28 protein-coding genes and 2 pseudogenes are annotated in these 26,295 nt (G+C 70.8%); 15 read left to right on the plus strand and 15 right to left on the minus strand.

The genetic code is table 11. The annotated features are described in order from the left end of the window. Positions 1-11 precede the first annotated feature (11 nt). Positions 12-131: pseudogene (locus ABT114_RS19790) on the minus strand (peptidoglycan-binding protein); the annotation flags it as partial. 22 nt (positions 132-153) lie between these two features. Here ABT114_RS19790 and ABT114_RS19795 point away from each other — a divergent pair. Then, positions 154-612: a YchJ family protein gene (locus tag ABT114_RS19795; protein WP_351144095.1), complete on the plus strand. Its 459-nt coding sequence runs from the start codon at positions 154-156 to the stop codon at positions 610-612. Between the two features lie 81 nt (positions 613-693). Here ABT114_RS19795 and ABT114_RS19800 read toward each other — a convergent pair whose 3' ends face one another. Then, positions 694-1,395: a FadR/GntR family transcriptional regulator gene (locus ABT114_RS19800; RefSeq protein WP_351144096.1), complete on the minus strand. Its 702-nt coding sequence runs from the start codon at positions 1,393-1,395 to the stop codon at positions 694-696. Between the two features lie 130 nt (positions 1,396-1,525). Here ABT114_RS19800 and ABT114_RS19805 point away from each other — a divergent pair, with 130 nt between their 5' ends. Together ABT114_RS19805 and ABT114_RS19810 are read left to right on the plus strand one after the other, a co-directional pair. Then, positions 1,526-2,062 carry a gluconokinase gene (locus tag ABT114_RS19805; RefSeq protein ID WP_351144097.1) on the plus strand — a complete coding sequence of 179 codons (537 nt, stop codon included), beginning with the start codon at positions 1,526-1,528 and terminating at the stop codon, positions 2,060-2,062. Positions 2,063-2,100: 38 nt separating this feature from the next. Beyond that, positions 2,101-3,498, plus strand: coding sequence for a GntT/GntP/DsdX family permease (locus ABT114_RS19810; protein WP_351144098.1), 1,398 nt, complete (start codon positions 2,101-2,103; stop codon positions 3,496-3,498). A gap of 73 nt (positions 3,499-3,571) precedes the next feature. On the opposite strand, the gene ABT114_RS19815 is transcribed toward ABT114_RS19810, so the two are convergent. Together ABT114_RS19815 and ABT114_RS19820 are read right to left on the minus strand one after the other, a co-directional pair. After that, positions 3,572-4,195, minus strand: a complete 624-nt coding sequence (locus tag ABT114_RS19815; protein WP_351144099.1) for a cytochrome b/b6 domain-containing protein — start codon at positions 4,193-4,195, stop codon at positions 3,572-3,574. After that, positions 4,179-4,904 carry a molybdopterin-dependent oxidoreductase gene (locus ABT114_RS19820; RefSeq protein WP_351144100.1) on the minus strand — a complete coding sequence of 242 codons (726 nt, stop codon included), beginning with the start codon at positions 4,902-4,904 and terminating at the stop codon, positions 4,179-4,181. The genes ABT114_RS19815 and ABT114_RS19820 overlap by 17 nt, the downstream gene beginning before the upstream one ends. 397 nt (positions 4,905-5,301) lie before the next feature. Here ABT114_RS19820 and ABT114_RS19825 point away from each other — a divergent pair, with 397 nt between their 5' ends. Genes ABT114_RS19825 through ABT114_RS19840 form a run of 4 tightly spaced genes read left to right on the plus strand, consistent with a single transcriptional unit; the run spans position 5,302 to position 7,557 of the window. Then, on the plus strand, positions 5,302-6,213 hold the full coding sequence (locus tag ABT114_RS19825) for a DMT family transporter (protein WP_351144101.1): 912 nt from the start codon (positions 5,302-5,304) through the stop codon (positions 6,211-6,213). A 59-nt stretch (positions 6,214-6,272) separates the two neighbouring features. Then, positions 6,273-6,788 (plus strand): NUDIX hydrolase, encoded by a 516-nt coding sequence (locus ABT114_RS19830; protein ID WP_351144102.1) that lies wholly within the window; start codon positions 6,273-6,275, stop codon positions 6,786-6,788. A 53-nt stretch (positions 6,789-6,841) separates the two neighbouring features. Beyond that, positions 6,842-7,234, plus strand: coding sequence for a YidH family protein (locus ABT114_RS19835; protein WP_351144103.1), 393 nt, complete (start codon positions 6,842-6,844; stop codon positions 7,232-7,234). Continuing rightward, positions 7,231-7,557 carry a DUF202 domain-containing protein gene (locus ABT114_RS19840; protein WP_351144104.1) on the plus strand — a complete coding sequence of 109 codons (327 nt, stop codon included), beginning with the start codon at positions 7,231-7,233 and terminating at the stop codon, positions 7,555-7,557. The genes ABT114_RS19835 and ABT114_RS19840 overlap by 4 nt, the downstream gene beginning before the upstream one ends. Before the next feature lie 148 nt (positions 7,558-7,705). Here ABT114_RS19840 and ABT114_RS19845 read toward each other — a convergent pair whose 3' ends face one another. Then, on the minus strand, positions 7,706-8,656 hold the full coding sequence (locus tag ABT114_RS19845; RefSeq protein WP_351144105.1) for an NADP-dependent oxidoreductase: 951 nt from the start codon (positions 8,654-8,656) through the stop codon (positions 7,706-7,708). Between the two features lie 111 nt (positions 8,657-8,767). On the opposite strand from ABT114_RS19845, the gene ABT114_RS19850 reads away from it, so the two are divergent. The 3 genes from ABT114_RS19850 to ABT114_RS19860 all read left to right on the plus strand — a co-directional run bounded on the left by ABT114_RS19850 (position 8,768) and on the right by ABT114_RS19860 (position 11,496). Further along, positions 8,768-9,064 (plus strand): hypothetical protein, encoded by a 297-nt coding sequence (locus ABT114_RS19850; protein ID WP_351144106.1) that lies wholly within the window; start codon positions 8,768-8,770, stop codon positions 9,062-9,064. 176 nt (positions 9,065-9,240) lie between these two features. Next, a complete protein-coding gene (locus ABT114_RS19855) occupies positions 9,241-10,275 on the plus strand; it encodes a phosphotransferase family protein (protein ID WP_351144107.1) in 1,035 nt (344 codons plus the stop codon). A 6-nt stretch (positions 10,276-10,281) separates the two neighbouring features. Continuing rightward, on the plus strand, positions 10,282-11,496 hold the full coding sequence (locus ABT114_RS19860; RefSeq protein ID WP_351144108.1) for an acyl-CoA dehydrogenase: 1,215 nt from the start codon (positions 10,282-10,284) through the stop codon (positions 11,494-11,496). A gap of 67 nt (positions 11,497-11,563) precedes the next feature. Here the strand turns inward: ABT114_RS19860 and ABT114_RS19865 are convergent, their stop codons facing one another. The 4 genes from ABT114_RS19865 to ABT114_RS19880 form a co-directional block, all read right to left on the minus strand. Further along, positions 11,564-12,142, minus strand: coding sequence for a hypothetical protein (locus ABT114_RS19865; protein ID WP_351144109.1), 579 nt, complete (start codon positions 12,140-12,142; stop codon positions 11,564-11,566). Between the two features lie 192 nt (positions 12,143-12,334). Further along, positions 12,335-12,928 (minus strand): TetR/AcrR family transcriptional regulator, encoded by a 594-nt coding sequence (locus ABT114_RS19870; RefSeq protein WP_351144110.1) that lies wholly within the window; start codon positions 12,926-12,928, stop codon positions 12,335-12,337. Positions 12,929-12,981: 53 nt separating this feature from the next. Beyond that, complete coding sequence (locus ABT114_RS19875) at positions 12,982-14,649, minus strand: class I adenylate-forming enzyme family protein (RefSeq protein WP_351144111.1); 1,668 nt, start codon at positions 14,647-14,649, stop codon at positions 12,982-12,984. Next, positions 14,646-15,410, minus strand: a complete 765-nt coding sequence (locus tag ABT114_RS19880) for an SDR family oxidoreductase (protein ID WP_351144112.1) — start codon at positions 15,408-15,410, stop codon at positions 14,646-14,648. The genes ABT114_RS19875 and ABT114_RS19880 overlap by 4 nt, the downstream gene beginning before the upstream one ends. 179 nt (positions 15,411-15,589) lie before the next feature. Here ABT114_RS19880 and ABT114_RS19885 point away from each other — a divergent pair, with 179 nt between their 5' ends. Beyond that, entirely contained in the window at positions 15,590-16,843 is a 1,254-nt protein-coding gene (locus ABT114_RS19885) for an exo-beta-N-acetylmuramidase NamZ family protein (protein ID WP_351144113.1), read from the plus strand. 81 nt (positions 16,844-16,924) lie between these two features. Continuing rightward, entirely contained in the window at positions 16,925-18,244 is a 1,320-nt protein-coding gene (locus ABT114_RS19890) for a serine-threonine protein kinase (RefSeq protein ID WP_351144114.1), read from the plus strand. A 23-nt stretch (positions 18,245-18,267) separates the two neighbouring features. Here the strand turns inward: ABT114_RS19890 and ABT114_RS19895 are convergent, their stop codons facing one another. Next, positions 18,268-21,054 carry a penicillin acylase family protein gene (locus ABT114_RS19895; protein WP_351144115.1) on the minus strand — a complete coding sequence of 929 codons (2,787 nt, stop codon included), beginning with the start codon at positions 21,052-21,054 and terminating at the stop codon, positions 18,268-18,270. Between the two features lie 219 nt (positions 21,055-21,273). Between ABT114_RS19895 and ABT114_RS19900 the strand changes: the two genes are divergently transcribed. Then, positions 21,274-21,879 carry a hypothetical protein gene (locus ABT114_RS19900; protein ID WP_351144116.1) on the plus strand — a complete coding sequence of 202 codons (606 nt, stop codon included), beginning with the start codon at positions 21,274-21,276 and terminating at the stop codon, positions 21,877-21,879. A gap of 120 nt (positions 21,880-21,999) precedes the next feature. Beyond that, a pseudogene (locus ABT114_RS19905) lies at positions 22,000-22,167 on the plus strand (3-keto-5-aminohexanoate cleavage protein); the annotation flags it as partial. On the opposite strand, the gene ABT114_RS19910 reads toward ABT114_RS19905, so the two are convergent. Together ABT114_RS19910 and soxR are read right to left on the minus strand one after the other, a co-directional pair. Beyond that, positions 22,113-22,847: a hypothetical protein gene (locus tag ABT114_RS19910; RefSeq protein ID WP_351144117.1), complete on the minus strand. Its 735-nt coding sequence runs from the start codon at positions 22,845-22,847 to the stop codon at positions 22,113-22,115. The pseudogene ABT114_RS19905 and the gene ABT114_RS19910 overlap by 55 nt on opposite strands. A gap of 144 nt (positions 22,848-22,991) precedes the next feature. After that, positions 22,992-23,486: a redox-sensitive transcriptional activator SoxR gene (gene soxR / locus ABT114_RS19915; RefSeq protein WP_351144118.1), complete on the minus strand. Its 495-nt coding sequence runs from the start codon at positions 23,484-23,486 to the stop codon at positions 22,992-22,994. 119 nt (positions 23,487-23,605) lie between these two features. Between soxR and ABT114_RS19920 the strand changes: the two genes are divergently transcribed. Then, entirely contained in the window at positions 23,606-24,067 is a 462-nt protein-coding gene (locus tag ABT114_RS19920) for a MaoC family dehydratase (protein ID WP_351144119.1), read from the plus strand. Positions 24,068-24,080: 13 nt separating this feature from the next. Here ABT114_RS19920 and ABT114_RS19925 read toward each other — a convergent pair whose 3' ends face one another. The 3 genes from ABT114_RS19925 to ABT114_RS19935 all read right to left on the minus strand — a co-directional run bounded on the left by ABT114_RS19925 (position 24,081) and on the right by ABT114_RS19935 (position 26,244). After that, positions 24,081-24,704, minus strand: a complete 624-nt coding sequence (locus ABT114_RS19925) for a TetR/AcrR family transcriptional regulator (protein WP_351144120.1) — start codon at positions 24,702-24,704, stop codon at positions 24,081-24,083. A 72-nt stretch (positions 24,705-24,776) separates the two neighbouring features. Further along, a complete protein-coding gene (locus tag ABT114_RS19930; protein ID WP_351144121.1) occupies positions 24,777-25,022 on the minus strand; it encodes a YiaA/YiaB family inner membrane protein in 246 nt (81 codons plus the stop codon). A gap of 70 nt (positions 25,023-25,092) precedes the next feature. After that, positions 25,093-26,244, minus strand: coding sequence for an acyl-CoA dehydrogenase family protein (locus ABT114_RS19935; protein WP_351144122.1), 1,152 nt, complete (start codon positions 26,242-26,244; stop codon positions 25,093-25,095). Positions 26,245-26,295 lie beyond the last annotated feature (51 nt).

Genomic DNA, 26,295 nt, shown 5'->3' on the forward strand with positions numbered 1-26,295 from the left:
GCGGCGCGGGTTCAGGAGTTGGGGACCTTCAGCTTGTCCCAGCCGGCCTTGCCCGGGATGCCGTCGGCGTCCTTGCCCTTGAAGCCGAGCTTGTGCTGCCAGGCCGCGTAGGACTTGCGGTCGGCCTCGTGGTGGTGCAGCAGAATGGAGGGCATGTCCCGACGTACCTCGCATCTCCGGCGCCAGAGCCCCTCCGGCCCCGCCCACCAGCCCTCCTGTCCTTGCGGTCTTGCGCAGACGTACGAAGAGTGCTGTGGCCGGTTCCTCCTCCGGTCTCGAACAGGCTCGACCGGGGGGACCCCCACGGGTGCGGCCGCGGCGCCCACCGCCGAGGCGCTCATGCGTTCGCGCTACAGCGCTTTCGTGAAGCGCGACGAGGGATATCTGCTGCGGACCTGGCATCCGCGGACGCGGCCGGCCCAGGTCGACTTCGACCCCGGGATGCGGTGGACCGGGCTGGAGATCCTCGAGACAAGGGATGGCACGGCCTTCCACACCACCGGGACCGTGACCTTCCGGGCTTCCTACCAGGGCGGCTCGCTGCACGAGCGCAGCCGGTTCGAACGGGTCGACGGGGCGTGGGTCTACGTGGACGGGGACTTCCTGGACTGAGCCGGCGGGGGACCGAACCGGCGGGCGGACCAAGCCGGTCGACGGACCGAGCCGGCCGGCGGACCGAACCGCCGGGGCCGGTCAGGGTGCCAGGATGTCCAGCTCCTCGAGCGCCCCCACCGCGATCTGCCGGGTCAGTTCCTCCGCGCGCGCCGCGTCGCCTTCGCGTACGGCCTCGGCGAGCTGGACGTGCAGGGTGACGGCGGCCGGGTCGGGGTCCTCGAACATGACCTCGTGGTGGGTGCGGCCGGCCAGGACCTCGGCGACGACGTCGCCCAGGCGGGCGAACATCTCGTTGCCGGAGGCGGCCAGGATCACCCGGTGGAAGGCGATGTCGTGGATGAGGTAGCCCTCCAGGCGGTGGCCACGTGAGTTGGCCACCATGCCGAGGGCGCACTCGGTGAGCTCGGCGCACTGCTCCGGCGTGGCGTGTTTCGCGGCCAGGCCCGCCGCGACCGGTTCGACCGCCGAGCGCAGGACGGTGAGCGAGCGCAGCTGCCGCGGCCGGTCGGCACCGGCCAGGCGCCAGCGGATGACCTGCGGGTCGTAGACGTTCCACTCGACCGTGGGCAGGACGGTGACGCCCACCCGGCGGCGGGACTCGACCAGGTGCATGGACTCCAGCACACGGACCGCCTCGCGCATCACGGAGCGTGACACCTCGAAGCGCTGCGCCAGCTCGTCGGTACGCAGGACGCTGCCCGGCGGGTACTCACCCGCCGTGATCGCGGGGCCGAGGGATTCCAGTACACGGCCGTGCAGCCCTCGGTCCGGTGTGGTCATGCACTCAGCGTACGGGGTGGATCACGGAGACAAAAAGTCAGACTTATATGTCACACACTCTTGAATTTGTCGTACCTAATCGGTTTCAGTGTGGTCGACACCAGGTGTCGATGAAGACAGTGAGGCAGTCATGAACACCCCCCCGGTCGTCGTTGTGATGGGGGTCGCCGGCACAGGCAAGACCACCATCGGTCCCCTGCTCGCGGCCCGCCTCGGCGTTCCGTACGCCGAGGGCGACGACTTTCATCCCCAGGCCAACATCGCCAAGATGTCGGCCGGCACGCCGCTCACCGACGAGGACCGGTGGCCCTGGCTGGACGCCATCGGCACCTGGGCCCACGGGCGGGCGGGACTCGGCGGGGTGGTCAGTTGCTCGGCCCTGAAGCGGACTTACCGCGACCGGCTACGGGCCTCGGCCCCCGGCCTCGTCTTCCTGCACCTGGCGGGCGACCGCGCCCTCATCGAGGACCGGATGTCGCACCGGCAGGGTCACTTCATGCCGACGGCACTGCTGGACTCCCAGTTCGCCACGCTCCAGCCGCTCCAGGCGGACGAGGCCGGAGTCACCGTGGACGTCGCCGGCGGCCCCGAGGAGATCACCGCGCGCGCCACGGCCGCGCTGGACGCCCTCGGCCGGAGCGCGCAGTCACCCACTCCCTCGCAGTAGGTCCCTCTCCCCATCCCCTCCGTTCACAAGGAACCCCCGTGACCAGACTCAGCGTCGAGATGCTGGCAGCGGACACCGTCGCGCCGATCACCTCGGCCGGCCATGCCCAGCTGGGCATCGCCGTGCTGGCGGGCATCGCCGTCATCGTCCTGCTCATCACCAAGTTCAAGCTCCACGCCTTCCTGGCGCTGACCATCGGGTCGCTCGCGCTGGGGGCGTTCGCGGGAGCACCGCTCGACAAGGCCATCACCAGCTTCACCACCGGGCTCGGCTCGACGGTGGCCGGCGTCGGTGTCCTGATCGCGCTCGGGGCGATCCTGGGCAGGCTGCTGGCCGACTCCGGCGGCGCCGACCAGATCGTCGACACGATCCTCGCCAAGGCGGGCGGACGGGCCATGCCCTGGGCGATGGTGCTGATCGCCTCGGTGATCGGTCTGCCCCTGTTCTTCGAGGTCGGCATCGTGCTGCTGATCCCGGTGGTGCTGATGGTCGCCAAGCGCGGCAACTACTCCCTGATGCGGATCGGCATCCCCGCACTGGCCGGCCTGTCGGTCATGCACGGACTGATCCCGCCGCACCCCGGCCCGCTGGTCGCGATCGACGCGGTCAAGGCCAACCTGGGCGTCACCCTGGCCCTCGGCATCCTCGTCGCGATTCCGACGGTGATCATCGCCGGTCCGCTGTTCTCGAAGGTCGCCGCCCGCTGGGTGGACGTCCCGGTCCCGGACCGGATGCTCCCGCCGCGTGCCTCGGAGGACCTGGAGCGGCGCCCCGGCTTCGGCGCCACGCTGGCCACCATGCTGCTGCCGGTCGTCCTGATGCTGTCCAAGGCGCTGGTCGACATCATCGTCGACGACCCCACGCACCAGGTGCAGCGCGTCTTCGACGTCATCGGCTCTCCGCTGATCGCGCTGCTCGCGGCCGTGATAGTGGGCATGTTCACGCTGGGCCGGGCCGCCGGGTTCACCAAGGACAGGCTGTCCTCGACGGTCGAGAAGTCCCTCGCCCCGATCGCGGGCATCCTGCTGATCGTCGGCGCGGGCGGCGGCTTCAAGCAGACGCTGATCGACTGCGGTGTGGGCCAGATGATCCTGGACATCTCCAAGGACTGGTCGATCCCGGCCCTGCTGCTGGCCTGGCTGATCGCGGTGGCGATCCGGCTGGCGACCGGTTCGGCGACCGTGGCCACCATCTCCGCGGCCGGACTGGTCGCGCCGCTGGCAGCCGACATGTCGACGACCCACACGGCTCTGCTGGTCCTCGCCATCGGCGCGGGCTCGCTCTTCTTCAGCCATGTCAACGACGCCGGCTTCTGGCTGGTGAAGGAGTACTTCGGGCTGAGCGTCGGCCAGACCCTCAAGACCTGGTCCGTCATGGAGACGATCATCTCCGTGGTCGGCGGCGGCCTGGTCCTGCTGTTGTCCCTGGTGATTTAGAACACCTACACGGTCGTCCGCATCCGCAGCGACGGCGATCGCCTCACCGAGGCGATCGCCGTCGCTGCCGCGCTCACCGGCGCCAGTGCGGATGCTCCCGCTCCGCCCACTCCGGGCTCACCGACCCCGTCCGCATGCCCCGGCGGGCCTCCGGATCGCCCAGGGCCATGCCGATGTGGCCGGCCAGGACGACGCCGATGGTGAGGGCGAGCCAGTCGTGGACGAAGGTCGCGCTGGTGCGCCAGAGCAGGGGCGCGAGGTGGGTGAACCACATGAGCAGGCCGGTGCCGAGCATCACCAGCACGGCCCCGGCGATCCAGGCCGCGTAGATCTTCTGGCCGGCGTTGAACTTGCCCGCCGGACGAGACGCGCGGCGGCGGTCCCGGCGCAGGGCGGCGCGCAGCCAGACCCGGTCGTGCGGTCCGAAGCGGTTCAGGTGGCCCAGGTCGGCGCGGAAGGCACGGGAGGCGAGACCGGCGAGGACAGGGACGGGCAGGGCGAGCCCGGCCCACTCGTGGATCCGGACCACCAGCTCGCGGCGGCCGACCAGCTCGGCGAACTCGGGGACGTAGAGGAAGGAGGCCGTCACCACACAGACACCCATCAGCACGGCCGTGGTGCGGTGCACCCACCGTTCGGCGCGGCTGAAGCGGTGGACGCGGCCCGGGGCGACGGGCGCGTCAGCTCGTAGGGTCATCGTCCCGTCCGTTCGAGCGGCCCACCCAGGCGTCGACGTCGTAGCCGCGGTCCTCCCAGTAGCCGGGGCGGACGTCCTCGGTGACGGTGATGCCGGAGAGCCATTTCGCGGACTTGTAGAAGTACATGGGGGCGACGTAGAGGCGGACCGGGCCGCCGTGGTCGTGGCCCAGGTCCTTGTCCTGCATGCGCAGGGCGACCAGGACGTCGGAGCGGCGGGCCTGGTCGAGGGTGAGGCTCTCGGTGTACGTGCCGTCGAAGCAGGTGAAACGGACGGCTCCGCCCTTCGCGCGTACTCCGGCGGCGTCGAGCAGCCGGGACAGGCGCACTCCCTCGAAGGGCGTCCCGGGGACCCGCCAGCCGGTGACGCACTGGACGTCCTTGACCAGCCGGGTCTGGGGCAGGGCGCGCAGGTCGGCGAGGGTGTAGCTGGTGGGGTGGTCGACCAGGCCGTCGACGGTGAGGCGGTAGTTCGCGGCGCTCTTGTGGGGGACTGACGACGCGACGGAGTAGTAGCGGAAGCCGCCACCGTTGGGGAGCAGGCCCGTCAGGCCCGTGGGGTCCTTGTCGGCCGCGTTGCCGAGGAAGGACTCCAGGCCGCGTTGCAGGGTGGGCGCGGCGATCACGCCGAAGGCGCCGAGGCCCAGGGTGCCGAGGAAGACGCGGCGGCCGACCGGTGTGCCGCGTTCCTCGGGTGGTTCGGAAGTCACGTCCTCATTCGAACACCCGGAACCCCGGTGGGGCCAGGAATCACGGAGGCTCGTCAGAATTCCGTAACCACTTCTCACCTGCGTCTCAGGAACCGGTTTCCCCGCAAGGGATCTGTGGCCGGTCAGCCGTGCGAGACGCCTGTGGCGGGCGGGCTCCGCCGCCACCGATGTGGCGTACGCCATGGCGTCGCGGCGCGCGACAGCGGACGATGGCGGTACGGCAGCACAGCCGCCCGTGATCGACCGGGCGCCGCAGCCGCGTCAACCACCCGGTTCCGGGTACTACCGGAGGCAGCGTTTCCGGGTACTACCGGAGGCAATGTTTCCGGGCACTCCCAGGGGCGCCGACGGCCCTGGACCGCTAGAGTCGGCCATCAACGACCCGTGGCCCGGCCGGATGATCGAGGTACGCAGCGTGTCGGTTCTGGTTCTCATTCTCGCCGTGAGCGCGGCCTGTTGCCTGGGCTTCGGATTCGTGCTCCAGCAGAACGCGGCGGAGAAGGCACCCCTCAGCGACTTCCTCTCCTTCCGGCTGCTCCTGGACCTGATGAAGGTGCCGCGCTGGCTGGGCGGCATCGGACTGATGGTGGCCGGCATGGTGCTGGGCGCGATCGCGCTCGGCAAGGGCGAGATCTCCCTCGTCGAACCCCTGCTCGCGACGAACCTGCTGTTCGCCCTCGCCCTCTCCCGCCATCAGACCCGGCAGTCACTGGGCCGCCAGGGCTGGGCCGGCCTGGCGCTGCTCGCGGGTGGCGTGACCGCGTTCATCCTGGCCGGTGAGCCGCGCGGTGGCAGCGCGATCACCGATCCGCTCCGGCACTGGCTGATCATCGGCGTCATGATCGGTCTCGCACTGCTGCTCACGACCTACGCGAAGCGCTCGCGGCTGAGCGGGGGCCCGGTGCTGCTGGGTCTGGCGGCCGGCCTGCTGTACGGCGTACAGGACGCGCTGACGCGGGTCAGCGGGCAGCGCTTCTCCGAGGGCGGCCTCGCCGAGGTGCTGACCGGCTGGCAGCCGTACACCGTGCTGGCACTCGGGGTGACCGGCCTGGTACTGGTCCAGAGCGCGTTCGAGACGGCACCCCTGCGGATGTCCCTGCCCGCCCTGACCGCGGCCCAGCCGCTGGCCGGCATCGCCTGCGGAGTGGGCTTCCTCGGGGACCGGCTGCGCACCGACACGGGCGCGCTGGCCTGGGAGGCGGCGGGGCTCGCGGCGGTCGTCGTCGGCATCGTCCTGCTGGGCCTGCACCCGGCGATGCCGAGCGGCACGGGAAAGCCGGAGCAGGTACGGGACCTGCAACCGCGCTGATCCCTCCCCGCTGGTCCCTCCCCGCTGATTCCTCCCCGGGCCCCTGCTTGGATGGACCCATGAGCGCTGCTGACGAGATCCTCGACATCGTCGACGAGAACGACCGGGTCATCGGACAGTCCCCCCGCGGCGAGGCCTACGCGCAGGGCCTGCGCCACCGCTGCGTCTTCATCCAGGCCCGTGACTTTGCCGACCGTCTCTTCGTCCACCGCCGCACCCCGACCAAGCTGGTCTTCCCCTCCTTGTACGACATGTTCGTCGGCGGGGTCGTCGGCGCGGGCGAGACCTACGACGACGCGGCTCTGCGCGAGGCCGAGGAGGAACTGGGCGTGAGCGGACTGCCCCGCCCCGAGTTCCTCTTCAAGTTCCTGTACGCCGACGACGCCGGACACAGCTGGTGGTCGGCCGTCTACGAGGTCCGCTGCGACCTGCCCGTACACCCCCAGGTGGAGGAAGTGGCCTGGCACGACTTCCTGCCCGAGGAGGAGGTCGAGCGACGCCTCGACGGCTGGGAGTGGGTACCGGACGGGCTGGTGGCGTACGAACGGCTCAGGGCGTTCCGGGCGCGGGGCTGAACGGGCTCCCTCCCCGCGCCGCCGCCGGAGAGGCTCCCGGTAGTGTCCAGCGCGTGATCGAACTCGTACGGAACGTCCGGTTGTGGTTCGCGCCCCAGCAGATCCGTCAGGAGGGCGACACACCCGACTACCGGTTCTCGCTGGCGAACGAGCGCACCTTCCTGGCCTGGCTGCGCACCGCGCTCGCGCTGATCGGCGGGGGGTTCGCGGTCGACCAGTTCCTGCCGGACCTGCGCTGGGGCTGGCGGGTCGGACTCGCGCTGGCACTGCTCGTGGCGGGTGTGCTGTGCTCGCTGCGCGCGGTCAACCACTGGGTGCGCTGCGAGCGTGCGATGCGCCGGGGCGAGGACCTGCCGGTGTCCCGCTTCCCGGCCCTGCTCGGTGTCGTCGTCGCGGTGGTGGCCGTCGCGATGGCGATCGTCGTCCTGGTCGGATGGGACGGATGACCGGCAGGACGACGCCGCCCCCCGAGCGCGACCCGGGCCTCCAGCCCGAGCGCACCCGGCTCGCCTGGCGGCGTACGACGCTGGCGAGCACCGTCGCCGCCCTGCTTGCCGTCAAGACCTGCCTGCATCGCGGGCCGACGGCCGCCGGAATCGTCGCCTGCGCTCTGTGCTGCGCCCTCTGGCTGACCTTCCTGCTCGTCGCTCACCACCGCATCCGCGCCCTGGCGAACCCCCGCCCCCGGGCGCTGGCCCCACGCCACGCCACGGCAGCGGCCCTGTGCGCGGTGGCACTGGCCGCGTGCGCGGCGGCGCTGGTCGTCTGAGCAGCCTTGACGAAGTCCGGTGCGGTATCGCGCCCCGTAAGGGGCGCGGGGCCATGTCGATATGCGGCTCCGCCGCGTGGGCTCGACCAGCCCCCACCGGCCCGCGGGTTCGTCACCGCGCTTCCAGCGGAGCGCTCAGGCACCCGACTCAGCCTGCTTCGCCCTCCGTCTCCCAGTCCACCGTCACCACGATCTTGCCCCTGGTCCGCCCCTCCTGGTTGAGCCGGTATGCGTCCGCCGCTCGTTCCAGGGGGAACGTCTGTGAGACATGTACGGAGACCACGCCCTGTTCGACCAGTTCCGTCAGCCGTAGGAGGTCCCCGGCGTCGGGGCGGACGAAGTAGTAGCGGCCGCCGTAGTCGACGACGTCCGTGTCGGCGATCGAGACCAGTCGGCCCTCGGGGGCCAGGAGGTTGGCGGAGGTCTTGGTCGTGTCGCCGCCGATGGTGTCGAAGGCCGCGTCCACGCCCTCGGGCGCCAGGCCGCGTACGCGTTCGGCCAGGCCCTCGCCGTACGTGACCGGCTCCCCGCCCAGTCCGCGCACGAAGTCGTGGTTGGCCTCGCTCGCCGTACCGATCACCCGGGCGCCCAGGTGGCGGGCCAGCTGGACGGCGATCGAGCCGACGCCGCCGGCCGCCGCGTGCACCAGGACGGTCTCGCCCCGCTTCACCTCGAGGGCCTTCGTCATCACCTGGTAGGCGGTGAGTCCGACCAGCGGCAGTCCGGCGGCCTCCTCGAAGGTGACGTTGCGGGGTTTGCGGGCGAGGGTGCGCAGCGGGGCGGCCACGTACTCGGCGAAGGTGCCGCGGGACAGGAAGTCCTCGCGCACGTAGCCGATGACCTCGTCACCGACCGAGAACTCCGTGACGGACGCTCCGGGTTGCACCACCACCCCCGAGACGTCCCAGCCGGGGACCACGGGAAAGACGGCGTCGAGGATCCCGTCGAGGTAGCCCTCGCGGCACTTCCAGTCGACCGGGTTGACGCTCACCGCCCGTACCTTGACCAGGACGGTGTCGGGCCCGACCTTGGGGTCGCGCACATCCCCGTACTCCAGCACCTCGGGACCGCCGTACCGGCTGTAGCTGATGCCCTTCATGTCACCGACCCTCTGGGGTACTGGGACGCCACGCAAGCCGGATGGCCTGATATGCCCTGTTTGCGTGGCAGCCTGTGCGTCGTCATCACCCGCACCTCGAAGGCGAGCACCATGACCACCCTGCACCAGGAACACGACTCCCACACGCATACGCATGGCCCGGACTGCGGCCACACGCGCGTGCAGCACGGCGACCACGTCGACTACGCGCACGACGGCCATCTGCACCGCGAGCACCAGGGACACTGGGTCGAGTGCGAGTCCGGCGGGCACACCGCGCACGCCGGCCACGACCACCGGCACGGCGAGGGCTGCGGCCACGCGCGCGTGCAGCACGGCGACCACGTCGACTACCTGCACGACGGCCACCGGCACGCCGAGCACGCCGGCCACTGGGACGACCACTGACCCGACACGATCCGACACGACTCGGCCGGAAAGACACCTCCGACGGCTCCCCGCGGCCCACCGCGGGGAGCCGTCGGCCTATCGTGGCCCCGATCACCTCGGCTCACCCACTGGACGACATACCGACCGGTCGGTACCGTAGTCGGGTCCCGTTCACCCGCCCGTAGGAGCGATGTATGAGCCCCGACCACCCGCCCGGACTCGATCTCGACCGGCTGCGCGGCCTGCTCGACCGAGAGCGGCCCGGCCTGGTGCACGGCCCCCTGACCGGCCGGCTGATCGAGGGCGGACGGTCGAACCTGACGTACGAGGTCGCGGACGGCATCTCGAAGTGGGTCGTACGGCGTCCCCCGCTCGGCCATGTCCTGGCCACGGCGCACGACATGAAGCGCGAGCACCGGGTGATCAGCGCGCTGCACCCGACGGACGTACCGGTGCCGCGCCCGGTGCTGCTGTGCGAGGACGAGGAGGTGCTCGGAGCGTCCTTCTACGTCATGGAGTTCGTGGCGGGCACCCCGTACCGCACCGCCGACCAGCTCGCCCCGCTCGGCGCCGAACGCACCCGGAACGCGGTGCTGTCGCTGGTCGACACCCTCGTCGAACTGCACGCGGTCGACCCCGGCGAGGTGAGCCTGGCGGACTTCGGCCGCCCCGAGGGCTTCCTGGACCGGCAGCTGCGGCGCTGGGGCAAGCAGCTGGACGCCTCCCGCAGCCGCGACCTGGCCGGGATCGACGAGCTGCACGCGGCGCTCGGCCGGGAGCTGCCCCGCTCCCCCGCCCCGGCCGTCGTGCACGGCGACTACCGGCTCGACAACGTCCTGATCGGCGACGACGACACGATCAAGGCGATCCTCGACTGGGAGATGTCGACGCTCGGTGACCCGTTGACCGACCTGGGCCTGCTGGTGATGTACAGCATGCCGCTCGGTCTGCCGCACTCGCCCGTCTCCACGACCGCGGAGGCCGCGGGGCACCCGACGCCCGCCGAGCTGATCGAGCGCTACGCCGCCCGCTCGGGGCGTGACGTCTCCGCCGTCTCCTGGTACACCGCGTTCGCCTGGTTCAAGCTCGCGGTGATCCTCGAGGGCATCCACTACCGCTACACGCTGGGCCAGACCGTCGGCCGAGGCTTCGACCGCATCGGCGAACTCGTCCCCGTCTTCATCGAGCACGGCCTGACCACGCTTCACGACGGTCTCCAGGAAGGCTGATCCATCATGGACTTCGCGTTCGACGCGCGCACCGAGGAACTGCGCGCCAAGCTCCTCGCCTTCATGGACGAGCACGTCTATCCGGCCGAGTCCGTCGCCGAGGAGCAGCGCGCGCGGCTCGCCTCGCCGTGGGACACCCCGGCCGTGGTGGAGGAGCTGAAGGCGGAGGCGCGCAGGCAGGGCCTGTGGAACCTCTTCCTGCCCGACGCCGAGTACGGCGCCGGCCTCACCAACCTCCAGTACGCGCCGCTCGCCGAGATCACCGGCCGCTCCCCGCAGCTCGCGCCCACCGCGCTGAACTGCGCCGCGCCGGACACCGGCAACATGGAGGTGCTCTCGCAGTTCGGCGACGAGCGGCAGAAGAAGCAGTGGCTGGAGCCGCTGCTGGCCGGTGAGATCCGCTCGGCGTTCGCGATGACCGAGCCGGAGGTGGCGTCCTCGGACGCCACGAACATCACCACGCACATCGAGCGCGACGGCGACGAGTACGTCATCACCGGGCGCAAGTGGTACATCTCCGGGGCGATGAACCCGGACTGCAAGATCTTCATCGTGATGGGCAAGACCGACCCGGACGGGTCCGACATCCGCCGTCAGCAGTCCATGGTGCTGGTCCCCCGTGACACCCCGGGCGTCACGGTCCAGCGCGCCATGCAGGTCTTCGGCTACGAGGACCACTACCACGGCGGCCACGCCGAGGTGATCTTCGACCACGCGCGCGTGCCGGTGTCGAACCTGATCGGCGAGGAGGGCGGCGGCTTCGCCATCGCCCAGGCCCGGCTGGGTCCCGGCCGGATCCATCACTGCATGCGGCTGATCGGCATGGCGGAGCGGGCGATCGAGCTGATGTGCCGTCGGGCCGTCGCCCGCACCGCCTTCGGCAAGGCGCTGGCCCAGCAGGGCGTGGTCCACAACTGGATCGCGGACGCCCGGGTCACCGTCGAGCAGCTGCGGCTGCTGGTGCTGAAGACGGCCTGGCTGATGGACACGGTCGGCAACCGGGGCGCCCACACGGAGATCCAGTCCATCAAGATCGCCACGCCCCGCGCGGTCGTCGACATCATCGACCGGGCGATCCAGCTGCACGGCGCCGGCGGCGTGAGCCAGGACTTCCCGCTGGCCGAGCTGTACGCGGGAGCCCGCACGCTGATGATCGCCGACGGCCCGGACGAGGTGCACCAGCGGTCGCTGGCGCGCCGGGAACTGAAGAAGTACCTCTGAGCGGCGCGCGGGCCGGTCGGGGGCGCGTTTCGCGCCCCCGACCGGCCCTGTTCCCCCGAGGTGACGGTCAGTTCGTGGTCGCCGAGAGGGTCCAGCCCTGCCGACACGTCAGCCCGCCGAAGTAGCTCTTGTCGCAGCCCCGGACGCGGAACGTGTAGTCACCGGTGGTCTGCTTCTGCACCCGGATCCGGCCGGACGTCCCGCCGCCGACCTGGCCCAGCCGGCCGTACGGGTCGGCGGCGCTGGTGTAGCGGATCTGGAAGAGGTCGTAGTGGAAGGGGGCCGTCGTGCCCCAGTTGAAGTACGCGTAGCCGTTGTACTCCCACGCGGCGACGACCATCTCCGGCCCCTGGGAGCGCGAGGTCGTGATGTTGCCGCTCTCGAAGTACTGGCGCTTGCCCTTGTAGACGTTGTTGACGTAGACGTCCTTGGTACCGGTGGTCGGGCAGCCCATCCACCCGTCCCCGCCACCCAGGTTGCTCCAGCGCTGGTGGATGAGGGTGTTGGTGACCGGGATGCTGCACGCGGCCCGCGCGGGCGCCTGTACCGCTCCCCCGTCCGCCGCCGCGGGCACGGCCGCCGTACCGCCGAGCGCGAGCGCGCCGCCCAGCGCGAGACCTACGAGACGCCGGTTCATTGCAAGCATGGTTCTCTCCCCCGAAGCTCCGGCCGGCGGCGCCTCCGCCGGTCCGTCCCGACGAGCATCGCGCCGTCGGCGGCCGGGAGTGCAGAGGACGTCGTCCGGCCCGCCCCGGAGGTTCTCCCGGACGCGCCGGGAAGCAGGCCCGTGACACCCGGGCCCGCGGGCTCCTGCGACTGCCTGCGACTGCTGCGGCCGCTACGGCCGCAGTGCCCGCAGCAGCAGGTCGGCCAGTTGGTCGGCGACCTCCTGTGCGCCGAGCGGGCCGTCGGGGCGGTACCAGGTCGACAAGTGGTGGACGGAACCGAAGTGGTAGTCCACCACCAGGTCGGCCGGGGTCGCCTTGGAGAACACCCCGGTCTGCTGGCCCTCCTCGATGAGCGCGCGGAAGCGTTCGTGGTAGCGCCGGCGCTCGGCGCGCACCTGCTTGTTCTTCTCGGGGCTCAGGTGGTGCATCGAGCGGAAGAAGATCATCGCGTCGTCGAGGTTCTCGATCGTCGTGACGACGACGTCGGCCGCCGCGGCCCGCAGCCGCTTCTCGACCGGCTCGTCGGTGCCCGCCAACGCGTCGAGCCGCTCCTGCTGGACGCGCAGCACGCGCGCGTACACCTCGTGCAGGAGGTCGTCCTTGGAGCCGAAGTAGTGATACAGCGCCCCCTTGGTGACGCCGGCCGCCTCCACGATCTCCTGCACCGAGGTGCGGTCGTAGCCCTGTTCGGCGAAGAGCCGGGTGGCGGCGGCAAGGAGCCGCTGCGGAACGGGAGCTCCGTCCCCGTCGGTCGTCCTGGGCACTGCCGCCACCTGCCTTCCTCGATGCCTACTGGCTGCTGCCGTCCGGCTTATGCCTACTGACTGTCGTGCGTGCGGGAACGCAGTTCCCGACGGAGGATCTTCCCACTCGCCGTCTTGGGCAAGTCGGGCAGGACCTCCACCTGCCGCGGATACTTGTAGGCGGCCAGTCTCTCCTTGCAGTACGCGGCGAACTCATCCGGGTCCGTGTCGGCGCCCGGGCGCAGGCTGATGTAGGCCTTGACGGTCTCCCCGCGGTATCCGTCGGGCACCCCGACGACGGCCGCCTCGCGCACCGCCGGGTGCGTGTAGAGGACGTCCTCTACCTCGCGCGGCCACACCTTGAAACCGGATGCGTTGATCATGTCCTTCTTGCGGTCGACGACGTACAGCCAGCCCTGGGAGTCCATGAAGCCGATGTCGCCGGTGCGCAGCTCGCCGTCGGGGAACGTCTCGGCGGTGGCGTCGGGGCGCCGCCAGTAGCCCGGCACGACCTGCGGGCCGCGCACGACGATCTCGCCCTGCTCGCCGAAGGGCATCTCCGCGCCCTCGTCGTCGACGATCCGTACGACCGTGTCGGGGCCCGGCAGGCCGACGGCCAGCGTCCCGGAGACCGGGTCGACGGGCGCCTCCAGGCCGGGCGGCACGGACGCGCAGGGCGCGGTGCACTCGGTGAGCCCGTAGCCGTTGCGGATGTACGGCCCGAAGCCGGCCCGGAACTTCTCCACCAGGGCGGGCGGTAGCGGGGCGCCGCCGGAGGAGATGTTCACGAAGGAGGAGAAGTGGTCCGGGGAGACGGCCGGGTGGGCGGCCAGCGCCATGAAGGCGGTCGACGGGCCCACGGTGTACTGCGGCCGGTGCTCGGCGAACGCGTCCAGGACGACGCCCGCCTCGAAGCGGTACGTCAGCACCAGAGTGCCCGCGCTGTTGAGACAGGCACCGAGCTGGCAGACCATCCCGGTGATGTGGAACAAGGGCGCCATCGCGTAGTAGACGGGCACCCCGGGCAGGGCCAGGCCGGTGCGCTGCCGCTCGGCGTTGTACATGATGTTGCCGTGCGTGTTGGTGGCGCCCTTGGGGGTGCCACTGGTGCCCGAGGTGTAGCTGATCAGCGCGATGTCAAAGGGGCCGGGGTCGCGGTCCGCCGGCGCCTTGTGGCCATGTCGGGCGACGGCCGTGAGGTCGTCGGCGTCCGGGGCCTGCGGCAGCCGCTCGAAGGTCAGCACGCGTGCGTCGCCCCGAGATTGAAAGTCCAACTCGCAGCCGGTGAGCACGATCCGCACCGGCGAGTCGGCGGCCGTCTCGCGCAGGTACGACTCCCACGCGCGGTCGGAGCAGATCAGCGCCGCCACCTCGCCGTCCCGCAGGACGTGCGCGACCTCCCCCGACTTGTACATGGGGTTGACCGGGACGACGGTCGCGCCCGCCTTCCAGGCACCGAGCAGGGCGAGCACGAAGTGCGGGGAGTTCTGCAGCAGGACGGCCACCCGGTCGCCCTGCCGCAGACCGCGGGCGGTCAGGTGGCCGGCGACGGAGTCGCTGAGTTCGTCGACCTCTCGGTAGGTCAGCCGGCCGTCGAAGTAGGCGAGGAAGGTGCGGTCGGGGGCCTCGGCGACGGCCCGGCGCAGGGCGTGCACGAGGGAGTCGGCGGGGGTTACGGGGGCGCGCTGGGCGTCGTTGAGGAGGGCCACCCAGGGCTTGGCCGCGTAGCGGGAGTCGGTCACTGTCCGGCCTCCCACTTCTGCTGGATGTGGTTCATGTTGGTCAGCCAGCGGTCCGGCTCGGCGGCCCTGACCTGGTAGTACCCGGCGACCTCGGGGTGCGGCAGGATCAGGAAGCGGTCCTCCTCGATGCCCTTGAAGAGGGCGTCCGCGACGTCCCCCGGCTCGATCGCGGTCGGCTGGAGGACCAGGTCGCCCGCACTGCCGGTGGCGGCCAGCATGTCGGTGCGGACGCCCTGGGGACAGATGGCGTGGACCTTGATCCCGCGGTGGCGGTAGGTCAGCGACAGCCACTCGGCGAAGGCGTACGCGCCGTGCTTGGTGACGCTGTAGGGCGCGGCGCCGATCATGGTGAGCAGTCCGGCGGCGGAGACGGTGGAGACGAAACGGCCGCTGCCACGCTCCAGCCAGTCCGGAAGCAGCGCCTCGGCCGCACGGACGTGGGCCATCACGTTGACGTCCCAGGCGAGCGACCAGACCGCTTCCCCGGCCGCTTCGGAACCGCCCGAGGCGACCCCGGCGTTGGCGCAGTAGACGTCGACGGTGCCGCCGAGCGCGTCCCGGGCGTCGGCGATGATCGCGGAGGCGTCGCCCGGTACCGCGATGCCGCCGATCTCGTCGGCGACAGCCCTGGCCTTGTCGGCATCAAGGTCATTGACGACGACCCGGGCCCCCTCGGCGGCGAAGCGGCGGGCCAGCGCGGCCCCGATCCCGCCTCCCGCTCCGGTGACGACGACTCCGGCATCCTGCACGGCTTCCACCATCGGTCTCCTTCGACACGACGCGAATCGGCTCTGCTGCGACAGACTAACCGGTCGGTATGCGCCAAAGGAAGGGTCCCTGGAGGACCCTGAGGGGCGCGGGGCCGTATCGGCATGCGGCTCCGCCGCGCGACGTCACCAGCCACGAACGGCCCGCAACGTCACCACTCAGGAGGACCCCTATGCGCCTCTCCAGACGAAGTCTGCTCGCATCGGCAACCGCGGCAACCGCGGCAACTGCGGCAACCGCGTCACTCACGCCCAGCACACCCACGGCCGAGCCCCACAGGGACCTACGCACCGGGTTCGAACGCCTGGCCGCGAACGGCTACGCCCAGCTCAGCGGCCGGCGCACCGGCATCGTCACCAACCCGACCGGCATCACCAGGGACGTACGCCACATCGTGGACGTCATGCATGCCGACGACCGGGTGAACCTGGTCGCCGTCTTCGGCCCCGAGCACGGCTTCCGCGGCACCGCGCAGGCGGGCGGCTCCGAGGGCCGCTACGACGACCCGGCGACGGGGCTGCCGGTCTACGACACCTACCTGAAGAGCGGCCAGGCGCTGGCCGACGTGTTCACCGCGTCCGGCGTCGACACCGTCGTCTTCGACATCCAGGACGCGGGCGCGCGCTTCTACACGTACATCTGGACCCTGTACGACTGCATGGAGGCCGCGCAGCTCGCGGGCAAGCGGTTCGTGGTCCTGGACCGGCCGAATCCGCTGACCGGGCGCGCGGCGCAGGGGCCGGTCCTGCACAAGGAGTTCGCGACGTTCGTCGGCCGGCAGCCGATCGCGCAGGCGCACGGGATGACGGTCGCGGAGCTGGCGCGACTGTTCAACGGGGAGTTCCTGACCGCACCGGTGACGCTGGACACCGTACTGATGACCGGGTGGAAGCGGTCGCAGTGGTTCGACGCCTCCGGGCTGCCCTGGGTGCCCCCGAGCCCGAACATGCCGACGCCCGACACCGCCCTGGCGTACGCGGGCACCTGTCTCTTCGAGGGGACGAACCTGTCGGAGGGGCGCGGCACGACCCGGCCCTTCGAGCTGCTGGGCGCGGAGGGGATCGACGGGAAGTGGGCCGCCGCGGTGAACGCGCTCGGGCTGCCGGGCGTGCGCTTCAGGGAGGCGTACTTCGCGCCCACGTTCTCCAAGTTCCAGGGGAAGACCATCGGGGGCGTGCAGATCCATGTGCACGACCGCGAAGCCTACGACCCGGTGCGCACCGGGATCGCGCTCCTGGTGACCGCCAAGCAGGCCTGGAGCGGCTTCGCCTGGCGCTCCGACAACTGGATCGACAAACTCACGGGCTCCACTCAGGTGCGCACCGCGATCGACGCGGGCGCGAGCACCGACGAGGTGGTGGCGGGCTGGCAGGAGGAGCTGGCGGCGTTCCGGCGGGTGCGCGAGGAGTATCTGCTGTACGGATGACCCGTGACGTATGGCCAATGTCCCCCGTTGGCAGGACCATGCGCCCATGGCGCATCACCACGGGGGACGAAGGGGCCTGTCATGGCAGAGCCGGCGATGAGTGTGACGCCGTACTGGGAGCTCACCTTCGACGCGGACGGCGACGTGGCCGGCCCGGAGCGGGACCGGCTGCTGGCCGACGTGACCCGGCGTGGCGTGCGCGACCTGGTCGTCTTCGCGCACGGCTGGAACAACGACCGCTCCGGGGCGACCCGGCTCTACAGCCGCTTCTTCGCCCCGTTCCCCGAGCTCGCGCCGACGGCCAGGCTCGGCTACGCGGGCGTGGTGTGGCCCTCGATGCGGTTCTCCGACGAGCCGATCCCGGACTTCCCGCGGTCGGTGGCGGCCGGGACGACCCGCCGCCCGGCGCTCGACAAGGACACCCGCCACGCGCTGCTGGAGACCTTCCCGGGCCGGGCGATCATCGTCGAGCAGCTGGCCCGGCTGCTGGAGCAGCAGTCGCGCGAGGAGGCCGAACTGGAGGAGTTCGGGCGGCTGGTCCGGCTGCTGGTGGAGGTGGTGCCGCCCGGGCCGCAGGCCCTGTTCGCGGCGGACACACTGGCGGAAGGAGTGCCGCAGGACGAGCCCGAGATGTTCTCCGGTTCCGTGGCGGCGATGTGCGAGGAGTTCGCGCAGGCGCTGGCCCGGCTCGAATCCCCGGACGGCACAGCGGAGTTCACGGTGCCCAACCCGTGGGACGGGGCGCACGAACTGCTGCGGCAGGGGACGTACTACGCGATGAAGCGGCGCGCCGGGACGGTGGGCGAGCGCGGGCTGGGGCGGGTGATCGGTCAACTGGCGGGCGCGGCACCGGAGGTGCGGGTGCACCTGGTGGGGCACAGTTTCGGTGGGCGTCTGGTGTCGTTCGCCCTGCGCGGGCTGCCCGAGGGCGTCCGCACGGTGAAGTCCGTGACCCTGCTGCAAGGAGCCTTCTCCCACTACGCGTTCGCCACCCGCCTGCCCCACGACGCGCGCGCGGGAGGCGTGTTGCAGGGCCAGCAGAACCGCATCGACGGCCCCCTGGTGTGCTGCCACTCCAGCCATGACTCGGCCCTCGGCACGCTGTACCCGCTGGCCTCCCGCATGGCGGGCGACGCGCAGGGGCTGACCGAGGGCTTCGACGTCGCCCGGGTGCTGGGCGCCAAGTGGGGCGCCATGGGCCACGACGGCGTCCAGGCGGTCCCGGGCACGCGCGCGGTGAAACTCGCCGACGCTCTGCGCGGACCCCTGCCCGCCTCGGGATGCGTCAACGTCGACGCGGCGGCAGTGGTCAGGCGCGGAGGCCCGCCGACCGGCGCCCACAGCGACATCGTGCACCGGGAGCTGGCACAGGTGGTGCTGGCGGCGGGCCGCGTCCGCTGAGTCGGCCCGCCGCCGTCCGGGCGTTACCGGTGTGAGGTGAACTCCACCACCTGCTGGTAGGTGGGCCGGTTCTGCCAGCTGATGTTGCCGTGCTTGATGCCGCCGAGGGTGCGCTGGACGATCGAGTCGGCGCACCACTGGTTGCCCGCCGCGCACAGGTCGTCGCCGGGGTAGACCTGGGCGGCGGTCAGGCCCGCCGCCTGCTTCAGGGTGCTGATGAGGGTGTCCCGGCAGGAGGTGAGGCTGCCGCCGCCGCAGTACTTCTGTGCGAGCGGCCCCGACACGGACTCACCGAGCACCGCCCGGATGTCCTTGTCGACATAGCTCCACCAGCCGTACTGGAAGGAGCTTCCGGCGTGCGCGCCGGTCGGGCCGTGAGCGGCCGACGGGGTCTCGTCGATCGGCAGGTTGTTGCCGAAGGCGGTGTACAGGTCGCTGCCGAGGCCGGGTTCGAACTCGGCCTTCACCAGCAGCGGCCACCAGGCGTCCAGGATGCGGATCGCGTCGGCGTTGGCGTACGTCTTCGAACCCGCCGACGTCTCCGTGCGCTTGGCGCCGGCCGTGACCCAGGCCTGGAGCTTGCTGACCGCCGCCGCGGCCGTGGAGTCGGTGACCGTCGAGCTGTTGACGACCTTCAGCAGGTCCGGCAGCACGTCCTCGGCCCGCAGGTCCGCGAGCGCCGCGTCCGCCATCGCCTTCACCAGGGCCGTCCTGGTCACCCCGCCGGCCGCGACCAGCTTCTTCACCCGGTCCTCGAGCAGATTGCCCCGGTGCACCGAACCGTCACCCCAGGACGCGGTCGCGTAGTCCTTGGCCTGCTTGTTGTTCCAGGAGATGTAGTAGTCCTGGTCGATGGAGTTGGGGTGGGCGGACGCCCGTGTGTAGTCGGCGGTGTTGGTCGCCGGGTCCCAGTTCTTCCACTCGTACGCCGCCTGCGCCCACACCGGGAACTCGGCGTCGACGCCGCTCGCGCGCACCGGGTTGTTGCCGCTGTTGTAGTACGCGGTGTGCGTCGAGTCGGCGTAGAACCAGTTGAAGGTGAAGTTGATGTGCTGCACCGCGGACTGGAAGGTCTCCGGGCTCTTGACGTAGTCGGGGTCGTTGAGCATCTGGAAGCCGATGATCGAGTCGGCTTCGTGCATATAGGAGGAGCGCAGGGTGGTGTAGGCGACCTTCTTGCCGCCGACGGTCGCCCGGTACTCCACCGGCCCGTACTTCGTGCGGTAGACCCGCATCGTGTACGAGCCGGCCGCGGTGCCGTCGGCCGTCGTCGGGGTCCAGGCGTTCTTCCGCTCGACCGTCTCCATCGCCGTGCAGGTGCCGTGATACAGGTAGTGGTAGTCGTCCTGGCACAGTTCGACGGCGTACGTGTCGATGATGTCCTGGCCGGAGGTCGTGGCGCTCCACGCGTAGTCCTGGCCGCGGCCCAGCTCGACGTACATGCCCAGCCCCGCGAAGGAGGCGCCGCGGGCGCTGATGCCCGGGCCCTGGATCTCCTGGAGCATGAGCAGCTGCGGGGCGAAGTAGCCGGTCTGCGGGCCGAAGACGGCGATCGGGTGGCCGCTGGCGGTGGACTTGCCGCTCACCACGAGGGCGTTGGACATGCCGCGCTTGGCGGAACTGAGCGTGGTGGCCGCCGCGGTGGTGGAGGCGGTGGTCGCCGTGGCGGTGGCCGCGCTGCCCGTACGGTCGTAGACCAGCGGTTCCTGAGTCACCGAACCGGCGTCGGGCAGGGCCTCGCCCTGCGGGTCGTCGGGCTTGGCGGCGTACGGGAAGCTCTCGCCGTTGTGGACGGTGAGGGCGGCCTCGGCGTCGTTGCGCTCGCGGAAGGACTCCCAGACCTTGGTGCCCTCGGCCACGCCGTACTTGGCCTGGGCGGCGAGCAGGGAGATGGCGTTGTTGACCTCGCCGCCGCCGCCGGAGCCGAACAGCGAACCGATCACCGAGGCCAGCGCCACCAGGTCGGTGATCTTGAAGTGGTCGATGGTGCCGGCGTTGGTGATCGAGTCCTTGTGGCCGGTGAGGACGTACTCGCCGGGGAAGTAACGGCCACTGTCGGAGGCGTCGATGTACGCGTTGATGCCGGCGAGGTAGGCGTTGGCGTCGGCGAGGGCCTGCTGGCCGCGGGTGCCGTTGCCGGCGACGGCGTTGTCGATCTGGGCCTGGAGGTCGGCCTCGGTGTACGGCGCGTTGCGGTAGAACTCCTGCTCAAGACCCTGGTTGGAGGCCGCGCCGCCCGCGAACGTGGTCAGCTGGCCGCGCCCGACGTGACGGAAGACGTCCATGAGCCACAGCCGGTCCTCAGCCGCGGCATAACCGGCGCCGAACTCCGTGCCGTATCGAGTGGTACCGGTGATGTGCGGCACGCCCGTCTTCTTGTCGCGGACGATCGACACGTCGCTGCGGCCCGCGGGACTCTCGGTGGAGGCGACTTGATCGGACGGAACGCCGAACGACGCGTCGTTGAAGAACGTGTTGATCTTGTCGGTGGTGAGCGTGGAGTAGCCCGTGGCCAGGTTGGCGTAGGGGCCCAGCTGGTCCTCGGCATGGGAGGGCTGGGTGCCGAAGGCCTGGTTGAGGAGGATCTGCGCGAGCGTGGCGTTGCCGTTCTCGCCCGGCGGCAGGATGTCGGAACACTGCCCGCCGCAGTAGTCGTTGGCCGCCGTCGCCTCGGCGGCGACCGCCGCCTGGGAAAGCGGGGACAAAAGACCGGCAATCAAGACGCATATGGATGCCGTCTTCAGGAACCCGGGAAATCTGCCGGGAGTTCTCAGTCTGTCGAGAGTGGTTCGTGGGGTGCGCCCAGGCATGGCAGCTCCTAGCGACGGGGGTGCACGGACGTTACCGCCGGTATCCCCGGGAGTGAAGATGAACATGCGTCACTTTTTGGAGTCGTCGCTCCGGCTTATGGGGGCGATCGGAAATCGGATGGAGCCGAATCGCGTGTCGATACGTCTATTCGGCAACGTCCGTACGACGACGCCGAAGTGACCGAAGTGCAGGTGCAGGTGTGACGGAGGTGCAAGGCGATGGCCGGTTTCCGGAGTCTGGCGAGACAGGTGCGCGACCCGCGCTGCGATCTGGCGCTGCGGCGCTACTCGCTGCGCAAGTGCCTCGAGCGGTTCGCTCCTTACGGGCACAGGGCGACCTGGGACCATTTGTGCTCCCGGTCAGGGTTCGGCCCCGAGGACCGCTCTCCCGATCCTGCGCGGCTCGTGGCCGCGTTGGAGGAGCTGGAGGAGGCGCGGGCGGTATGGCTCGACTATGAGGTCGAGTTCGCCGAGCGCCGCAAGAAGGAGAAGTACGACGGGCTGCGCAGGCCGGGCACCGTGGACGACTGGCACCGGCTGACCTGGGGCGGTTTCGGTGTCGCCTGGTGCGACAACCCCCGGGTCCACCCCCGTGCGCCGCTCGGCGAGGTACTGCGCCGACTGATCGCGGCGCTGGAACGCGAACCGGGCGTGACCTGCCCGGTGTGTGCCGGGGAGCGCCTGTTCTGGAAGTACGACCTGGACCACGAACCGTCGTCGGGTCCGGTCTGCGCGGACTGCGGAATACTCGTACCGCGGCCCGTACTCACGCCCGAGGCCCTGGCGTACGCCAGGCGGGGGCGGGCGATGCTGATGTCGGCCTGAGAGCACGCCGGGGGTGCGCCGGGGATGCCGCACCCCCGTGTTTCGCGCCGCCGTGTTTCGCGCCGCCGGCACCATCGGGACATGGTGCAGGTCCGTCTCGACGGGCGCCGGGGCGCCGCCGACGGCGGTGTCCGACCGGCGCTGCGCCTGGTCGCGCGACTCGGCCTTGCGACGCGCATGGGCCTGGAGGACACACCGCTCCTGCCGGACGGCCGACGTGCCTCGTCCGACGCTCAGTCGGTGGCGGAGGCGCCGGCCCAGTACGGGTGGTCCCAGCACTCGTCGTAGGGGACGGCGAGGAGTTCGGCGCGGATCGCCAGGCCGGACTCACCCAGGGCACGCAGGCGCCCGGAGCCGTGCCGGACGAGCCACGTCCGCAGGTCCGCGACGGCCGTCTCCTCACTGTCGCGGTACCACCAACTGAACGGTGAGCAGTCGGAGAGCAGGTCGTAGAGCCAGACGTCGGCGCAGTGCGCGAGGTGCGCGGCGCCGACCGGGCCCTCGACCCAGCCGTCGAGGAACGGCGTCACGGTGTCGGCGATGGTGGCACAGGTGGCGAAGACCTGGTCGATCGGGTGCGGCGGCTCGGGATCCGTGAGGGCGTCCTGCCACCAGGCCCGCAGGAACGCGTCGATCGCGGCGGCCTGCTCGGCCGGCCAGGAACGCCAGCCCGCCCGGATCAGACCGTGGCACCCGTAACCGAGCCCGTGCAGACTGCCGTCCGCCAGCGCCCGCGCCCCCTGCGGCAGCAGTCGGCGCATCGCCGCGGCGTGGTCGTCGAAGTGGTCGGGCACCTCGAAGGTGTACCTCTGCAGCACGTCCAACGGGACCTGGGTGTTCGGCGTGCGCAGGTACGCGGTCTCCTCGGGCAGATGACAGAGACCACAGCCGGTCTCGTCCGGGGAGGCGAAGCCGTCGAAGACCGTGTCGATCTCCGTGAGGGCGGCGGAAAGGGCGGGCGAAGGCATGGGATTCATCCCCGTCAGGACTCCGTGCGCGGCGTCGCCGTCGGCCGAAGACAGGGACGCTACCAGGCGCTGATCGGGTCGCTCCACCCCTTTCCCGTCCGACAGTTGGAGGCCATGAGAGTGAGCGAAGTCCCGGGGGTCGGTTCAGGAGCGGGCCTCCGGCTCCTGAACCCCCTCCCGGGTCCGGTGTTCCACCATCAGGCGCGAGCCCGACCGTCGTTCGCCGAACGCGTCGTCCGGGTTGGACAGGACGCAGGAGCTCAGGGAGAGGCAGCCGCAGCCGATGCAGTCGGTGAGGTGGTCGCGGAGGCGGTTGAGCTGTTTGATGCGCTCGTCCAGTTCGGATCGCCAGGTCTCGGAGAGGCGGGCCCAGTCCGCCCGGGTGGGCGTGCGTTCCTCGGGGAGTTCGGCGAGGGCCTCGCGAATCGTGGCCAGCGGGATGCCGACGCGCTGGGCGGCCCGGACGAAAGCGACGCGGCGCAGGGCGTCACGCGAGTAGCGGCGTTGATTGCCGGTGGTGCGGCGGCTGCTGATCAGACCCTTGGACTCGTAGAAGTGCAGGGCGGAGACGGCGGCGCCGCTGCGGGCGGCGAGCTGGCCGACCGTGAGCTCGTGGATCTTCTCGGGAATCTGGGGCACTCCTCGAACCCTACCCACCACGTCACCCCCGCGGTCCGTTGACAGGGGACGCCGACCCGAGCATGCTAAGCAGTTGCTTAGACATGAGCAGGAACATACGTGACGCGAGAGGCCGGGACATGGCAGAGCCGAGGATCTTCACGTCAGCCGATGAGCTGAAGGCTGCGGTGGGCGAGCAGCTGGGGTACACCGACTGGCTGGAAGTCGACCAGAAGCGGATCGACCTCTTCGCCGAGGCCACCGGCGACCACCAGTGGATCCACGTCGACCCCGAGAAGGCGGCCGCGGGGCCGTTCGGGACCACGATCGCGCACGGGTATCTGACCCTGTCGCTGCTGCCGCTGTTCGGGCCGCAGCTGATCTCGGTCGAGGGCGTGAAGATGGGCGTCAACTACGGGACGAACAAGGTCCGCTTCCCCGCCCCCGTCCCGGTCGGCTCGCGGCTGCGCGCCACGGCGACCATCACCGGCGTCGACGACGTACCCGGCGGCGTCCAGGTCTCCGTCGCCTTCACGGTGGAGCGCGAGGGCGGCGACAAGCCGGTGTGCGTGGCCGAGTCGGTGTCCCGGTACTACGTCTGAGCGCCGCGGGCGGTTACTTCGCCCCCACCATCCGCAGCACGAGGTCGGCGTACAGCGCGCCGACCTCGTCGGGCGTGCGGGGGCCGTCGACGTTGAACCAGCGGGCGACGTCGATGCAGAGGGAGAGCACGGCGAGGGTGGTGCCGCGCACATCGAGTACGTCGAACTCGCCGCTCGCCGCCCCCTCCTCGATGATCCCGCGCACCTCGGCGTTCACCTGACGGCGCAGGGCGAGGATCTCGGCGCGGGCGTCCGGGCCGAGCGAGTCCAGTTCGTACTGCACGACCCGCGCGGTGGTGCGCCCCCCGGCGTGCCAGCGCACGAAGGAGCTCACCGCGTCGGCGAGCCGCTCCGTCGCGCTGCCCTCGCCCCGGGCCGCCGTGCGCAGGATCTCGAGCGACTTGTCATGGCCGATCCGGCTGATGCGGTGGAGCAGCTCTTCCTTGGTCTTGTAGTGGATGTAGAGCGCGGCCGGGCTCATCCCGGCGCGGCCCGCGATGTCACGGGTCGTCGTCGCGTGGTAGCCGCGCTCGGCGAAGGCCTCCACGGCGGCCACCAGCAGCCGCCGGGCCGCGTCAGGGGTGACCTCGCCCCACGGCTCGCTCTCACCGCCGGCCGTGTCCTCCGCCGCACTCATCGCTCGTTCGCCCCTCTCGGTACCGGAGCTACACCATACCGCCGAAGGTGAGCAACCGCTTAGCGTCCCCGCTCAGAGCTTTTCGAAGGGGCTGTACATCCTGACGGCCGACTCCTGTCGGTCCCGGATCACCTTGGCCAGCGTGAAGGCCGAGGTGACCAGATACAGGACGGCGACGCCCAGGAAGGCCCGCACCCAGGCGTCGGCGTTCAGCTTGAAAATGCCGATCGCGGTGGCCGCCATGGCGACGGAGAAGGACGCGACGGCCTGGCCGTAGAAGGCTGCCGTGTTCTGCTGCTTGACGGGTGTGTCACTCATGGGGACAAGCGTCGGCGGACGCGGCCCGTGCCACATCCGCCGAGGTACTCAGCGACGTACGGAGAGGTACTCAGAAGGCCGAAACTCCGGTCAGCGCACGGCCGATGACCAGCTTCTGGATCTGGCTGGTGCCCTCGTAGAGGGTCATCACGCGGGCGTCGCGCAGCAGCTTGCCCGCCGGGTACTCGTCGATGTAGCCGTAACCGCCGAAGACCTGGAGGGCGTTGTTGGCGGCGCGCACGGCCGCCTCGGAGGCGAAGAGCTTGGCCTTGGAGGACTCTGTGGTGAAGGGCAGGCCCCGGTCGATCAGGTCGGCGACCCGCCAGGTCAGCAGCCGGGCGGCGTCGACGTCCACGGCGATGTCACTGATCAGTTCCTGGACCAGCTGGTGGTGGGCGATGGTCTTCCCGAACTGCTCGCGCTCACCCGCGTATGTCACCGCCGCGTCCAGCGCCGCCTGAGCTATGCCGACGCAGCCCGCCGCGACCGACATCCGGCCCTTGGCCAGCGCGGACATGGCGACCGAGAAGCCCTTGCCCTCGGGCGCGAGCAGCGCGGAGGCGGGGACGCGGACGTCTTCCAGCACCAGTTCGGCGGTGGCCTGGCCGCGCAGGCCGAGCTTGCCGTGGATGGTGCGGCGGGTCAGGCCGGGGGTGTCGGTCGGGACGAGGAAGGCGGAGACGCCCTTGTGGCCGGGGGCGTCGGTGGAGCGGGCGAAGAGCAGGACGACGTCGGCCCAGGTGCCGTTCGTGATGAACATCTTGGTGCCGTTGATGACGTAGTCCTCGCCGTCGCGGACCGCGCGCGTGGCGAGGCTGCCGGCGTCGGAACCGGTGCCGGGCTCGGTGAGACCGAAGCAGCCGACGTACTCACCGGACGTGAGACCCGGCAGCCAGCGCCGCTTCTGCTCCTCGCTCCCCCAGGACGCGATGCTCTTGGCGACCAGACCGAGCGAGACCGACACGATGCCGCGCACCGACGAGTCACCGCGGCCGAGTTCCTCGGTCACCAGGCAGTACGCGAGGTGGTCGCCGCCGGAGCCGCCGTACTCCTCGTCGATCGTCAGACCCAGGAAGCCGACCTCGCCGAGCTTCTTCACGATGCCCCGGTCGACCTCCTCGGCCCGGTCCCAGGCGATGACATGGGGGGCGATCTCGCGGTCCACGAAGTCCCGGGCGAGCCGCCGGACGGCGGTCTGCTCCTCGCTGAGCTCCAGGTTCATGCCGAGTCACCCCACATCACACGCAAACGGGACACAAAAGACCTTGAAAGC

The organism is Streptomyces sp. NPDC002088 (genome assembly GCF_040296605.1).
In the GTDB taxonomy this organism is placed as follows: Bacteria; Actinomycetota; Actinomycetes; order Streptomycetales; family Streptomycetaceae; genus Streptomyces.

Excerpts from the sequence above, each read along its gene's own strand:
- ABT114_RS19910 (WP_351144117.1), bottom strand. The coding sequence starts at position 22,847 with ATGCCTTCGCCCGCCCTTTCCGCCGCCCTCACGGAGATCGACACGGTC.
- ABT114_RS19830 (WP_351144102.1), top strand. The coding sequence starts at position 6,273 with ATGAGCGCTGCTGACGAGATCCTCGACATCGTCGACGAGAACGACCGG.
- ABT114_RS19805 (WP_351144097.1), top strand. The coding sequence starts at position 1,526 with ATGAACACCCCCCCGGTCGTCGTTGTGATGGGGGTCGCCGGCACAGGC.
- ABT114_RS19825 (WP_351144101.1), top strand. The coding sequence starts at position 5,302 with ATGATCGAGGTACGCAGCGTGTCGGTTCTGGTTCTCATTCTCGCCGTG.
- ABT114_RS19850 (WP_351144106.1), top strand. The coding sequence starts at position 8,768 with ATGACCACCCTGCACCAGGAACACGACTCCCACACGCATACGCATGGC.
- ABT114_RS19815 (WP_351144099.1), bottom strand. The coding sequence starts at position 4,195 with ATGACCCTACGAGCTGACGCGCCCGTCGCCCCGGGCCGCGTCCACCGC.
- ABT114_RS19890 (WP_351144114.1), top strand. The coding sequence starts at position 16,925 with ATGGCAGAGCCGGCGATGAGTGTGACGCCGTACTGGGAGCTCACCTTC.
- ABT114_RS19930 (WP_351144121.1), bottom strand. The coding sequence starts at position 25,022 with ATGAGTGACACACCCGTCAAGCAGCAGAACACGGCAGCCTTCTACGGC.
- ABT114_RS19920 (WP_351144119.1), top strand. The coding sequence starts at position 23,606 with ATGGCAGAGCCGAGGATCTTCACGTCAGCCGATGAGCTGAAGGCTGCG.
- ABT114_RS19900 (WP_351144116.1), top strand. The coding sequence starts at position 21,274 with ATGGCCGGTTTCCGGAGTCTGGCGAGACAGGTGCGCGACCCGCGCTGC.
- ABT114_RS19935 (WP_351144122.1), bottom strand. The coding sequence starts at position 26,244 with ATGAACCTGGAGCTCAGCGAGGAGCAGACCGCCGTCCGGCGGCTCGCC.
- ABT114_RS19795 (WP_351144095.1), top strand. The coding sequence starts at position 154 with ATGTCCCGACGTACCTCGCATCTCCGGCGCCAGAGCCCCTCCGGCCCC.
- ABT114_RS19860 (WP_351144108.1), top strand. The coding sequence starts at position 10,282 with ATGGACTTCGCGTTCGACGCGCGCACCGAGGAACTGCGCGCCAAGCTC.
- ABT114_RS19885 (WP_351144113.1), top strand. The coding sequence starts at position 15,590 with ATGCGCCTCTCCAGACGAAGTCTGCTCGCATCGGCAACCGCGGCAACC.
- ABT114_RS19925 (WP_351144120.1), bottom strand. The coding sequence starts at position 24,704 with ATGAGTGCGGCGGAGGACACGGCCGGCGGTGAGAGCGAGCCGTGGGGC.
- ABT114_RS19865 (WP_351144109.1), bottom strand. The coding sequence starts at position 12,142 with ATGCTTGCAATGAACCGGCGTCTCGTAGGTCTCGCGCTGGGCGGCGCG.
- ABT114_RS19845 (WP_351144105.1), bottom strand. The coding sequence starts at position 8,656 with ATGAAGGGCATCAGCTACAGCCGGTACGGCGGTCCCGAGGTGCTGGAG.
- ABT114_RS19800 (WP_351144096.1), bottom strand. The coding sequence starts at position 1,395 with ATGACCACACCGGACCGAGGGCTGCACGGCCGTGTACTGGAATCCCTC.
- ABT114_RS19840 (WP_351144104.1), top strand. The coding sequence starts at position 7,231 with ATGACCGGCAGGACGACGCCGCCCCCCGAGCGCGACCCGGGCCTCCAG.
- ABT114_RS19880 (WP_351144112.1), bottom strand. The coding sequence starts at position 15,410 with ATGGTGGAAGCCGTGCAGGATGCCGGAGTCGTCGTCACCGGAGCGGGA.
- ABT114_RS19855 (WP_351144107.1), top strand. The coding sequence starts at position 9,241 with ATGAGCCCCGACCACCCGCCCGGACTCGATCTCGACCGGCTGCGCGGC.
- ABT114_RS19895 (WP_351144115.1), bottom strand. The coding sequence starts at position 21,054 with ATGCCTGGGCGCACCCCACGAACCACTCTCGACAGACTGAGAACTCCC.